Here is a 12447-nt window from a genome sequence, read left to right on the forward strand (position 1 = left end):
GCACTGCACATGCCACGACGACGACGGGAGAGCCCATGCGCATCGACGCCTGGTCGCCCATGGACGGTCGCCCCGCCCAGCAGGGGATGTACGACCCCCGTAACGAGCACGACGCCTGCGGTGTCGGGTTCGTGGCCACTCTGACCGGTGTGGCCAGCCATGAGCTGGTCGAGCAGGCGCTGACCGTGCTGCGCAATCTCGAACACCGCGGCGCCACCGGATCCGAGCCCGACTCCGGCGACGGCGCCGGCATCCTCCTCCAGGTGCCGGACGCCTTCCTGCGCGGGGAGGTCGCCTTCGAACTCCCCGAGGCCGGTGCCTACGCCGTCGGAACCGCCTTCCTGCCCGCGGACGACTCCACCGAGGCCGTCCGCAAGCTGGAGAAGATCGCCGCGGAGGAGGGACTCAAGGTCCTCGGCTGGCGCCAGGTCCCCGTGGCCCCCGGCATCCTCGGCAACGGCGCCCGCGCCACCATGCCCGAGTTCCGCCAGCTCTTCGTCGCGGACGGCGCGAGCACCGGCATCGCGCTCGACCGCAAGACCTTCGTACTGCGCAAGCGCGCCGAGCGGGAGACCGGGGTGTACTTCCCCTCGCTCTCCGCCCGCACGATCGTCTACAAGGGCATGCTCACCACCGGGCAGCTGGAGCCGTTCTTCCCGGACCTCTCCGACCGCCGCTTCGCCACCGCCATCGCCCTGGTCCACTCCCGGTTCTCCACCAACACCTTCCCGAGCTGGCCGCTGGCCCACCCGTACCGCTTCGTCGCGCACAACGGCGAGATCAACACGGTCAAGGGCAACCGCAACTGGATGAAGGCCCGCGAGTCCCAGCTCGCGTCGAGCCTGTTCGGCCCCGTCGGCGACGGCCCCGGCGACGAGAACCGGCTCGACCGGATCTTCCCCGTCTGCACCCCGGACGCCTCCGACTCCGCCTCCTTCGACGAGGTCCTGGAGCTGCTCCACCTCGGCGGTCGCTCGCTGCCGCACTCGGTGCTGATGATGGTCCCCGAGGCGTGGGAGAACCACGCCTCCATGGACCCGGCCCGCCGCGCCTTCTACCAGTACCACTCCACGATGATGGAGCCCTGGGACGGCCCGGCCTGCGTCACCTTCACCGACGGCGTCCAGGCCGGCGCGGTCCTGGACCGCAACGGTCTGCGCCCCGGCCGCTACTGGGTCACCGACGACGGTCTCGTCGTGCTCTCCTCCGAGGTCGGCGTCCTGGACATCGACCCCGCGAAGGTGGTCCGCAAGGGCCGCCTCCAGCCCGGCAGGATGTTCCTCGTCGACACCGCCGAGCACCGCATCATCGAGGACGACGAGATCAAGGCCGCCCTCGCCGCCGAGCAGCCCTACGAGGAGTGGCTGCGGACCGGCGAGATCGAGCTGGAGGACCTGCCCGAGCGCGAGCACATCGTGCACACGCACGCCTCGGTCACCCGCCGCCAGCAGACCTTCGGCTACACCGAGGAAGAGCTCCGCGTCATCCTCGCGCCGATGGCCCGCACCGCCGGCGAGCCGCTCGGCTCCATGGGCACGGACTCGCCGATCGCCGCGCTGTCCGAACGGCCCCGGCTGCTCTTCGACTACTTCACCCAGCTGTTCGCGCAGGTCACGAACCCGCCGCTGGACGCCATCCGCGAGGAGCTCGTCACCTCGCTGCGCTCTTCGCTGGGCCCGCAGGGCAACCTGCTGGAGCCGACCGCCGCCTCGTGCCGCAGCGTCACCCTGCCGTTCCCGGTGATCGACAACGACGAGCTGGCCAAGCTGATACACATCAACGCCGACGGCGACATGCCCGGCATGAAGGCCGCCACGCTCTCCGGCCTCTACCGGGTCGGCGGCGGCGGTGAGGCCCTCGCCGCCCGGATCGAGCAGATCCGCACCGAGGTCGACACCGCCATCGAGGACGGCGCCCGCCTGATCGTCCTGTCCGACCGGCACTCCGACGCCGAGCACGCACCGATCCCCTCGCTGCTGCTCACCTCCGCCGTCCACCACCACCTCATCCGCACCAAGCAGCGCACCCAGGTGGGGCTGCTGGTCGAGGCCGGGGACGTCCGCGAGGTCCACCACGTCGCCCTGCTGATCGGCTACGGCGCCGCCGCGGTCAACCCGTACCTGGCGATGGAGTCCGTCGAGGACCTGGTCCGCGCCGGTACGTTCATCGAGGGCATCGAGCCCGAGAAGGCCATCCGGAACCTGATCCACGCGCTCGGCAAGGGCGTCCTGAAGGTCATGTCCAAGATGGGCATCTCGACGGTCGCCTCCTACCGGGGCGCCCAGGTCTTCGAGGCCGTCGGCCTGGACGAGGAATTCGTCGCGAAGTACTTCCACGGCACCGCCACCAAGATCGGCGGCGCCGGTCTCGACGTCGTCGCCCGGGAGGTCGCCGCCCGTCACGCCAAGGCGTACCCCGCCTCCGGCATCTCCGCCTCGCACCGCGCGCTGGAGATCGGCGGCGAGTACCAGTGGCGCCGCGAGGGCGAGCCGCACCTGTTCGACCCGGAGACGGTCTTCCGCCTCCAGCACTCCACGCGCAACAAGCGCTACGACATCTTCAAGAAGTACACCGACCGGGTGAACCAGCAGTCCGAGCGCCTCATGACGCTCCGCGGCCTGTTCGCCTTCAGGCCGGACCGCGCCCCGGTCCCCGTGGACGAGGTCGAGCCCGTCTCCGAGATCGTCAAGCGCTTCTCCACCGGCGCCATGTCGTACGGCTCCATCTCCCGCGAGGCGCACGAGACCCTCGCCATCGCCATGAACCAGCTGGGCGGCAAGTCCAACACCGGCGAGGGCGGCGAGGACGCCGACCGGCTCCACGACCCGGCGCGCCGCTCGTCCATCAAGCAGGTCGCCTCCGGCCGCTTCGGCGTGACCAGCGAGTACCTGGTCAACGCGGACGACATCCAGATCAAGATGGCGCAGGGCGCCAAGCCCGGCGAGGGCGGCCAGCTGCCCGGCCACAAGGTCTACCCGTGGGTCGCCAGGACGCGTCACTCGACGCCCGGCGTCGGCCTGATCTCCCCGCCGCCGCACCACGACATCTACTCCATCGAGGACCTGGCCCAGCTGATCCACGACCTCAAGAACGCCAACCCGGCGGCCCGCATCCACGTGAAGCTGGTCTCCGAGGTCGGCGTCGGCACGGTCGCCGCCGGTGTCTCCAAGGCACACGCCGACGTCGTCCTGATCTCCGGCCACGACGGCGGCACCGGCGCCTCCCCGCTGACCTCGCTGAAGCACGCGGGCGGCCCCTGGGAGCTCGGCCTCGCCGAGACCCAGCAGACCCTGCTGCTCAACGGCCTGCGCGACCGCATCGTCGTGCAGACCGACGGCCAGCTGAAGACCGGCCGCGACGTCGTCGTCGCCGCGCTGCTGGGCGCCGAGGAGTTCGGTTTCGCCACCGCACCGCTCGTCGTCTCCGGCTGCGTCATGATGCGCGTCTGCCACCTGGACACCTGCCCGGTCGGCATCGCCACCCAGAACCCCGTCCTGCGGGACCGGTTCTCCGGCAAGGCCGAGTACGTCGTCAACTTCTTCGAGTTCATCGCCCAGGAGGTCCGCGAGCTCCTTGCCGAGCTGGGCTTCCGCTCGATCGAGGAGGCCGTCGGCCACGCCGAACTGCTCGACACCGACCGCGCGGTCACGCACTGGAAGGCACAGGGCCTCGACCTGGCGCGGCTGTTCCACGTCCCCGAGCTGCCCGAGGGCGCCGTCCGGCACCAGCTGGTCGAGCAGGACCACGGCCTGGCCAAGGCCCTCGACAACGAGCTGATCAGGCTCGCCGCCGACGCCCTGGGCGCGGACCGTGCCGAGGCCGCCCAGCCGGTCCGGGCACAGGTCGCGATCCGCAACATCAACCGGACCGTCGGCACCATGCTCGGCCACGAGGTGACGAAGAGGTTCGGCGGCGCGGGACTGCCGCAGGACACCATCGACATCACCTTCACCGGCTCCGCCGGCCAGTCCTTCGGCGCCTTCGTGCCCAGCGGCGTGACGCTGCGCCTGGAGGGCGACGCCAACGACTACGTCGGCAAGGGCCTGTCCGGCGGCCGGATCGTCGTCCGCCCGGACCGCGGCGCCGACCACCTCGCCGAGTACTCCACCATCGCGGGCAACACCCTCGCCTACGGCGCCACCGGCGGCGAGATGTTCCTGCGCGGTCGTACCGGGGAGCGGTTCTGCGTCCGCAACTCCGGCGCCACGGTCGTCTCGGAAGGCGTGGGAGACCACGGCTGCGAGTACATGACCGGCGGACACGCCGTCGTGCTCGGCGAGACCGGACGCAACTTCGCGGCCGGCATGTCGGGCGGTGTCGCCTACGTCGTCGACCTGGACCGGGACAACGTCAACGTCGGCAACCACGGCGCGATCGAACCCCTCTCCGACACCGACGGGCAGTGGCTGCACGACGTGGTGCGCCGCCACCGGGAGGAGACCGGCTCCACGGTCGCCGAGAAGCTGCTGGCCGAGTGGGACACCGCGGTGACCCGCTTCAGCAAGATCATTCCGTCCACGTACAAGGCAGTGCTCGCCGCCAAGGAAGCCGCTGAGCTCGCCGGTCTCTCCGAGCAGGAGACCACCGAGAAGATGATGGAGGCGGCGACCAATGGCTGACCCCAAGGGCTTTCTGACCACCGGGCGCGAGGTCGCCGAGACCCGCCCCGTGGCCGAGCGCGTCAAGGACTGGAACGAGGTCCACGTCCCGGGCTCGCTGCTCCCGATCATCAGCAAGCAGGCCGGGCGCTGCATGGACTGCGGCATCCCGTTCTGCCACAACGGCTGCCCGCTCGGAAACCTCGTCCCCGAGTGGAACGACTACGCCTACCGGGAGGACTGGGCGGCAGCGTCCGAGCGCCTGCACGCCACGAACAACTTCCCGGAGTTCACCGGGCGGCTCTGCCCGGCCCCGTGCGAGTCGGCGTGCGTGCTCGGCATCAACCAGCCGGCCGTCACCATCAAGAACGTCGAGGTCTCCATCATCGACAAGGCGTGGGGCAACGGCGACGTCACCCCGCAGCCGCCCGAGCGGCTCTCCGGCAAGACCGTCGCGGTCATCGGCTCGGGACCGGCGGGCCTGGCCGCCGCCCAGCAGCTGACCCGGGCCGGTCACACGGTCGCGGTCTACGAGCGCGCGGACCGCATCGGGGGCCTCCTGCGGTACGGCATCCCCGAGTTCAAGATGGAGAAGTCGCACATCAACCGCCGCATCGAGCAGATGCGCGCGGAGGGCACCAAGTTCCGCACCGAGACGGAGATCGGCCGGGACATCGACGCCGCCAAGCTCCGCCGCCGCTACGACGCGGTCGTCATCGCCGCGGGCGCCACCGTCTCCCGAGACCTGCCCGTCCCGGGCCGGGAGCTGAACGGCGTGCACTTCGCCATGGAGTACCTGCCGCTGGCCAACAAGGTGCAGGAGGGCGACCTGACGGTCTCCCCGATCACCGCCGAGGGCAAGCACGTCGTCGTCATCGGCGGCGGCGACACCGGCGCCGACTGCGTCGGCACCGCCCACCGCCAGGGCGCGCTGTCCGTCACCCAGCTGGAGATCATGCCGCGGCCGGGCGACGAGCGGAACGCCAACCAGCCCTGGCCGACGTTCCCCATGCTCTACAAGGTCACCTCCGCGCACGAGGAGACCACGTACCTGGCGCAGAAGAGGGCGGGCCTCGATCCGGACAAGGGACCCTCCTGCCCGAAGGCGGGCGAGGAGGGACGCGTCTACTCCGTCTCCACCACCCACTTCGAGGGCGACGAGAACGGCGACGTCCAGGCACTGCACCTGGTCGAAGTGGAGTTCAAGGACGGCAAGCCGGTGCAGAAGCCCGGCACCGAGCGGCGCATCCCCGCGCAACTGGTCACCCTCGCCATGGGCTTCACCGGCACCGACCAGGCCAACGGCCTGGTCCAGCAGTTCGGCCTGGAGCTCGACGAGCGCGGCAACGTCGCCCGCGACGCGGACTTCGCCACCAACGTCGACGGCGTGTTCGTCGCCGGTGACGCGGGCCGCGGCCAGTCCCTCATCGTGTGGGCCATCGCCGAGGGCCGCTCCGCGGCGCGCGGGGTGGACCGCTTCCTCACCGGAGCCAGCGCCCTGCCGGCCCCGATCCGCCCGACGGACCGTGCCCTCATGGTCTGATCACGGCACACGGAGACGTCCCGCACAACGGCGTGCGGAACCGAACGCGGCGCCTGCCCGTCCCCGACCGGACGATTCGGCAGGCGCCGCGGCGCGTCGGCAGACGGCCCGGCTCAGCCGGTCAGCGCGGACGTCTTGAGCACCACCAGCAGCACCAGCGCGGCGCCCAGCACCACGCACGCGGCGGCCTGGACCGCCGTGCGGCGCCCCGTCGGCGCGTAGGCGTACGCCACCGTGACGAGGCCGCCCGTCAGCAGCCCGCCCAAGTGGCCCTGCCACGAGGTGAACCCGGCCGAGATCAGCATCCAGATCAGGAAGCCGGCCATGAAGCGGTTCACCGCCCGCATGTCGCGGCCCAGCCGCCGGTTGATGACGTAGAACGCCGCCCCGAGACCGAAGATCGCACCCGAGGCACCCACCGTGCCGTCCGACGGCGCGATCAGGTACACCAGCACCGAACCGCCCAGCGCGGACAGCAGGTACAGCGCGAGGTAACGGACCCGGCCCAGCTGCTCCTCGACGATCCGGCCCAGGTTCCACAGCGCGTACATGTTGAACAGGATGTGCAGCGCCCCGAACGGCAGCGAACCGAAGGACGAACCGTCCGGCGGCAGGTGCAGGAAGGCACCGGTCAGCAGCCGGTACCACTCGCCGTCCACCACCCCGACCACGTCGAAGCCGGGAAAGCTCCCGCCCTCGTACACGTACTTGTTCCCGTCCGGGCCGTTCAGTCCCGCGCCGAGCATCGCGAACCGGTCGACGATCCCGGGACGGATCAACTCGCCCAGGTAGACGAGGACGTTGAGACCGATCAGTACGTAGGTGACCAGCGGCACCGCGGACCTCGGCACCGCGCCGCCGAACACGGTGCGCGCCTGCCGGATCGAACGCTGCCCCTCCTTCACGCACTCCACGCAGTGGTGGCCCACGGCGGCCTCGCGCATGCAGTCGGGGCAGATGAAGCGTTCGCAGCGGGTGCAACTCACATACGTCTCGTAGGACGGATGCCGGTAGCAGGTGGTGATCGCGGCCTCCACGGCAGGCTCCTTCACGGGTGGGCTGACACGAGTGGCCGGTGGGGACGGCGGCGATCAAGATAGCGAACCGTTGTGGCCGGGGGACATCTGGGTGTCCTACGCTCGGGGACCGGCACACGTCGAGGACCGGAGAGACCACTTGAGCGACCCGTCCGCCGCGGCAGGCCCGGCGATCAGCCTCCGCAAGATCGAGGAGACCGCGCCCGCGCTGGTCAGCCTCTACAAGAGCGCCTCGCTCTCACTGACGAAGCACCGCCTGGGCGGCGAGCGCGCCGCGGTCTACCTGGTGCTCGACCGCTCCGGCTCCATGCGGGGGTACTACAAGGACGGCAGCGTCCAGGCCCTGGCGGACAGGGTGCTGGGGCTGGCGGCCCATCTGGACGACGACGGCCGCGTACCCGTCTTCTTCTTCTCCACGGACATCGACGCCGTCGCCGACGTGGCCCTGGACAACCACCGCGGCCGGATCGACGCGATCGCGGCGGACCTCGGCCACATGGGGCTGACCAACTACCACCTGGCCATGGACGCCGTCATCGACCACCACCTCGACAGCGGCGCCACCGCCCCCGCGCTCGTCGTCTTCCAGACGGACGGCGGCCCGACCAGCAGGCACGCGGCGGAACGCTACCTCTGCAAGGCGGCGAAACTGCCGATGTTCTGGCAGTTCATCGGCTTCGGCAACAAGCGGAGCAACCAGTTCGACTTCCTGCGCAAGCTCGACGAACTGCCCGTACCCGCCAAGCGGCCCGTCGACAACGCCGGCTTCTTCCACGCCGGATCAGACCCGCGCCGGGTCCCGGACGCCGAACTCTACGACCGGCTCGTCGCCGAGTTCCCGCAGTGGCTGGCCGCGGCCAGAGCCCGGGGCATCGTCGGCTGAGACCTCCTCCGCCGCCGCGCGTGGACGACCGCCCCGGGCGACCGCGCAACCGATCGGGTACCCGGCGGGAAATCCGGACACAGGATGTCGGGATTGGGGAGTTCCATGGCTGCCATGACATCGAGTTCCTGGGAAGAGTTCCACGCGGCGGAACCGGCCTTCGCCGACACCGTCCGTGCCCGCTTCGGGCAGTACAGGCACCACGTCCTGGCGACCCTGCGCAAGGACGGATCGCCGCGCGTGACCGGGCTGGAGGTGGACTTCCGCTTCGGCGAGATGTGGCTCGGCATGATGCCGAACTCGCGCAAGGCCCTGGACCTGCGCCGCGACCCGAGGTTCGCGGTGCACGCCAACCCCGGACCGGACGCCGGGATGACGGACGGCGACGTCCGGGTCTCCGGCCGCGCCGAGGAGGTCACCGACCCCGACGTGCTGGCCCGCTTCGTCGAGGAGGTGAACCCGCCCCAGCCGTTCCACCTCTTCCGCACGGAGATCCAGGAGGTGGTCCGCACCGCCGTGGACGGCGGGGCACTGGTGATCCAGATGTGGCGGCCCGGAGAGCCGGTGCGTGCGATCGGCCCGGCCGGGGAGGCCGACGCCCCCGAGGAGAGCTGACCGCCCCCGCGGGCCGCCCGCGCCGCCGGTCACGGTGAACCGCCCGTGAACGCGGCGACGCCAGGTCCGAACCGGCCTCCGGCTCGGACCACGCCTGCGCCCGGATCACCTCGCCGCTCGCCATCGGCGGCAGGATCCGGGCCCGCTGCTCCTCGGTGCCGTGGTCGAAGAGCGTGGGGGCGAGGAGGTTGATGCCGTTCCGCGAGACCCGGCCGGGGCCGCCCGCCGGACCGGGAACCGGCGGCCGCCGGGCTGAGAATGGGCAGGTGCCTACCAAGAAGAAGCCCCAGGGGAGCCCCTCGCCCGAGCGGCGCCGCGAACTGCTCGCCACCGCCGCCGAGGTCTTCGCCGCCCAGGGATACAACGCCACCACCGTCCGCAAGATCGCGGACGCGGCCGGGATGCTCGCGGGCAGCCTCTACTACCACTTCGATTCCAAGGAATCGATGATCGACGAGATCCTCTCGACCTTCCTCACCGAACTCTGGAAGGGGTACGACGCGGTGCTCGCCGCCGGACTCGGCCCCCGGGACACCGTCGAGGCCCTCGTCACCGAATCCTTCCGGGAGATCGACCGGCACCGCGCCGCCGTCGCCATCTACCAGAAGGAGGCCCGGCACCTGGCCGCCCAGCCCCGCTTCCAGTACCTCGTCGACTCCCAGCAGAAGTTCGAGAAGGCCTGGCTCGGCACGCTGGAACGCGGCGTCGCCGACCGGACCTTCCGTGCCGACCTGGACATCCGCCTCACCTACCGCTTCGTCCGCGACACCGTCTGGGTCGCGGCGTCCTGGTACCGGCCGGGCGGACTGCACAGCCCCGAGGAGATCGCCCGCCAGTACCTCTCGATGGTCCTGGACGGCATCGCCCTGCGCACGTGACCGACCAGGCACGCCCCGGGAGGAGCGGCAGCCGGGGCCGAGGCGTACATCGTCGAAGCGGTACGCACCCCGGTCGGCCGACGCGGGGGCGGACTCGGCCGGATCCACCCGCCGACCCCGACCGGGCCGGCGTCGACGGCGGCGCGAGCGCCCTGGGCCACCCGCTCGGCGCAACCGCGCCGGATTGATGACCACTCTGCCGCACGAACTGGAACGCACCGGCGGCCGCCACGGGCTCCGGGCCATGTGCGAGGGCGGCGGCCGGGCGAACGTCACCATCGTCGAACGGCTCCGACCGGGCGCCGGCCGCCGGGCCCGGCCCCGCACCGCCGCCGGGCCTTCGGGGACCGGCCCCGAGAAGGGTTTCCGCGGAGTTCCGGACGCTCTTCGGGCCGGATACGGCACCGGCCCGGCCGGGAACCGGAAGGGAATCGCCGGCCTTCGACACGGCGTGTTCACGGGGTGTTCCCGTCGAAGGTCGACGGAACGTGCTACGGTTGCCGCGTTGCAGTTTTGGTACCCATGAACTTTATGTGCGCCTGACGGGAATGCTTCCTCAGGCGCATTATTGTTTTCCGGCTTCTCCGGATGGGGCTCAATGCGGCGACTTGGAATTCGTGAGTGCGGATTTCCGGCACTGCACCTCTGTTTAGGAGAACGACATGGCTACTGGAACCGTGAAGTGGTTCAACTCGGAAAAGGGCTTCGGCTTCATCGAGCAGGACGGCGGCGGCGCCGACGTCTTCGCCCACTACTCCAACATTCAGGCCGCGGGCTTCCGTGAGCTCCAGGAAGGCCAGAAGGTCACCTTCGACGTCACGCAGGGCCAGAAGGGCCCGCAGGCGGAGAACATCGTCCCGGCCTGATCGCCGGACGCGTACCTCGCAGCCGGGGCCCGCACCGTGAAGGTGCGGGTCCCGGCTTGTGCTGTCCCCGGGGCGCCGCACACCGCGCGCCGCCCCACAGCGTTTCCTCACCGCGTTTCCCCCGCAGGGTTCCTCGCGGTGGGACGCGATCTCCAGGAACTCCCCGAGGAATCCCCCAGGAGGGCAATTCCGTATGACCCGCTCCGAACGCCAGGACCGACCCGCCCGCAACCGCCCGTCGAGGGGGCGCGGCACGGCCCAGGCAAAGGCAACCGCCAAGGGTTCCGGCAAGGGATCCGGCAAGGCGTCGTCCCGTCGCAGGGCCACGCCGCCGCAGGGCGAATTCGCCCTGCCCGAAACCATGACCCCCGCACTGCCCGCCGCCGAGGCGTTCGCCGAGCTGGACATGCCCGCCGCCCTGCTGAAAACCCTTGCCGCGCAGGGCGTCACCGACCCGTTCCCGATCCAGGGCGCCACCCTGCCGAACTCGCTCGCCGGCCGCGACATCCTCGGCCGCGGACGCACCGGCTCCGGCAAGACCCTCGCCTTCGGTCTCGCCCTGCTCGCCCGCACCGCCGGACGGCGCGCCGAGCCGCGCGCCCCGCTCGCGCTCGTCCTCGTCCCCACCCGCGAACTCGCCCAGCAGGTCACCGACGCGCTGACGCCGTACGCGACCTCCGTGCAGCTGCGCCTGGCCACCGTCGTCGGCGGCATGTCGATCACCAAGCAGTCCGGTGCGCTGCGCCGCGGCGCCGAGGTGCTCGTCGCCACGCCCGGACGGCTGAAGGACCTCATCGAGCGCGGCGACTGCGACCTGGGCCAGGTCTCCGTCACCGTCCTCGACGAGGCCGACCAGATGGCCGACATGGGCTTCATGCCGCAGGTCGTCGCCCTGCTCAAGCAGGTCGAGCCGGACGGCCAGCGGATGCTGTTCTCCGCCACGCTCGACCAGAACATCGACCGGCTGGTCAAGATGTTCCTCACCGATCCCGTCGTGCACTCCGTCGACCCGTCCGCGGGCGCGGTCACCACGATGGAGCACCACGTGCTGCACGTGGCCGATGCGACCGACAAGAAGGCCGTCGCCACCAGGATCGCCGCCCGGGACGGCCGCGTGATCATGTTCGTGGACACCAAGCGCGCCGCCGACCGCTTCGCCAAGCGGCTGCTCGCCAGCGGTGTACGGGCCGCCGCCCTGCACGGCGGACGCTCCCAGCCACAGCGCAACCGGACCCTGGACCAGTTCAAGAACGGCCAGGTCACCGCGCTCGTCGCGACGAACGTGGCGGCCCGCGGCATCCATGTCGACGACCTCGACCTGGTCGTGAACGTGGACCCGCCGACCGACCACAAGGACTATCTCCACCGGGGCGGGCGCACGGCGCGTGCCGGGGAGTCCGGCAGCGTCGTCACCCTGGTGCTGCCGGAGGAGAAGCGGGACATGACCCGGCTGATGGCCGACGCGGGCATCGCCCCCCGGACCACCCGGGTCTCCTCCGGCGACGAGGAACTCGTCCGGATCACCGGAGCCCGCGAGCCCTCCGGCGTCGCGGTCGTCATCGAGGTCCCGCAGCCGACCCCGCCGAAGCAGCGCACCCGGTCGGGCAGCGCGTCGGGCGGCCGGAGCCGGGGCCGCCGCGGCGGCCCCGGACAGGGCGGCGGCGAGGCCCGGGGCACGGGCGGCACGGCCCGCGCCACGGGTACGGGCGGTTCGCCGCGCGGTGCGGCGGGTGCGGGCGGTTCGGGCCGGGGAGCCGGTTCCGCCGCGGCCCGCGGCGGCGAGGCACGCACCGGAGCCGGGCGATCCGGCGCCGGACGCACCGGCTCCGGAGCCGGACGCGGTGGCGCGGGCGCCGGGCGTTCCGGTGCCGGGCGCGGTGGCGCGACGGCGAGGCGTGGCCGCAGGGTCGCATAGCCGTACGGGGCGGGTGCGCAAATTTATTCCCCGTGTGCGCTGCGGTAAGAACTCTCCCGGTAAGGGTCGTTAAAGTCTGAGACCGCCGACACAGGTATTCATTTACCTCGGG

8 protein-coding genes and 2 pseudogenes are annotated in these 12447 nt (G+C 71.3%); 8 read left to right on the forward strand and 2 right to left on the reverse strand.

The features are described from left to right. The first annotated feature begins 35 nt into the window (after positions 1–35). Together gltB and ACWCXX_RS28735 are read left to right on the forward strand one after the other, a co-directional pair. Positions 36–4619 carry a glutamate synthase large subunit gene (gene gltB / locus ACWCXX_RS28730; protein ID WP_451132192.1) on the forward strand — a complete coding sequence of 1528 codons (4584 nt, stop codon included), beginning with the start codon at positions 36–38 and terminating at the stop codon, positions 4617–4619. Further along, positions 4612–6141 (forward strand): glutamate synthase subunit beta, encoded by a 1530-nt coding sequence (locus ACWCXX_RS28735; protein WP_451132194.1) that lies wholly within the window; start codon positions 4612–4614, stop codon positions 6139–6141. The genes gltB and ACWCXX_RS28735 overlap by 8 nt, the downstream gene beginning before the upstream one ends. 113 nt (positions 6142–6254) lie before the next feature. Here the strand turns inward: ACWCXX_RS28735 and ACWCXX_RS28740 are convergent, their stop codons facing one another. Further along, positions 6255–7178 (reverse strand): rhomboid family intramembrane serine protease, encoded by a 924-nt coding sequence (locus tag ACWCXX_RS28740; RefSeq protein ID WP_451132196.1) that lies wholly within the window; start codon positions 7176–7178, stop codon positions 6255–6257. A gap of 139 nt (positions 7179–7317) precedes the next feature. Between ACWCXX_RS28740 and ACWCXX_RS28745 the strand changes: the two genes are divergently transcribed. Continuing rightward, on the forward strand, positions 7318–8061 hold the full coding sequence (locus ACWCXX_RS28745) for a vWA domain-containing protein (protein ID WP_451132198.1): 744 nt from the start codon (positions 7318–7320) through the stop codon (positions 8059–8061). 105 nt (positions 8062–8166) lie between these two features. Further along, the gene (locus tag ACWCXX_RS28750; protein WP_451132200.1) at positions 8167–8676 is read left to right on the forward strand and encodes a pyridoxamine 5'-phosphate oxidase family protein; all 510 of its coding nucleotides are present in this window, start codon (positions 8167–8169) and stop codon (positions 8674–8676) included. Between the two features lie 37 nt (positions 8677–8713). Here the strand turns inward: ACWCXX_RS28750 and ACWCXX_RS28755 are convergent. Next, positions 8714–8902 (reverse strand): annotated as a pseudogene (locus ACWCXX_RS28755) (acyl-CoA dehydrogenase family protein); the annotation flags it as partial. A 40-nt stretch (positions 8903–8942) separates the two neighbouring features. On the opposite strand from ACWCXX_RS28755, the gene ACWCXX_RS28760 reads away from it, so the two are divergent. From ACWCXX_RS28760 to ACWCXX_RS28775, 4 genes and pseudogenes are all read left to right on the forward strand, one after another. Further along, positions 8943–9554 (forward strand): TetR/AcrR family transcriptional regulator, encoded by a 612-nt coding sequence (locus ACWCXX_RS28760; protein ID WP_451132202.1) that lies wholly within the window; start codon positions 8943–8945, stop codon positions 9552–9554. A gap of 131 nt (positions 9555–9685) precedes the next feature. Continuing rightward, a pseudogene (locus tag ACWCXX_RS28765) lies at positions 9686–9846 on the forward strand (acetyl-CoA C-acetyltransferase); the annotation flags it as partial. Positions 9847–10216: 370 nt separating this feature from the next. Further along, a complete protein-coding gene (locus ACWCXX_RS28770; protein WP_148834284.1) occupies positions 10217–10420 on the forward strand; it encodes a cold-shock protein in 204 nt (67 codons plus the stop codon). A 193-nt stretch (positions 10421–10613) separates the two neighbouring features. Further along, positions 10614–12335 (forward strand): DEAD/DEAH box helicase, encoded by a 1722-nt coding sequence (locus ACWCXX_RS28775; protein ID WP_451132204.1) that lies wholly within the window; start codon positions 10614–10616, stop codon positions 12333–12335. Positions 12336–12447: the final 112 nt, after the last annotated feature.

The sequence above is a fragment of the Streptomyces sp. NPDC001732 genome, assembly GCF_053596315.1.

Coding starts and splice junctions, on each gene's coding strand:
- gltB (WP_451132192.1), top strand. CDS start 36: ATGCGCATCGACGCCTGGTCGCCCATGGACGGTCGCCCCGCCCAGCAG.
- ACWCXX_RS28775 (WP_451132204.1), top strand. CDS start 10,614: ATGACCCGCTCCGAACGCCAGGACCGACCCGCCCGCAACCGCCCGTCG.
- ACWCXX_RS28750 (WP_451132200.1), top strand. CDS start 8,167: ATGGCTGCCATGACATCGAGTTCCTGGGAAGAGTTCCACGCGGCGGAA.
- ACWCXX_RS28735 (WP_451132194.1), top strand. CDS start 4,612: ATGGCTGACCCCAAGGGCTTTCTGACCACCGGGCGCGAGGTCGCCGAG.
- ACWCXX_RS28770 (WP_148834284.1), top strand. CDS start 10,217: ATGGCTACTGGAACCGTGAAGTGGTTCAACTCGGAAAAGGGCTTCGGC.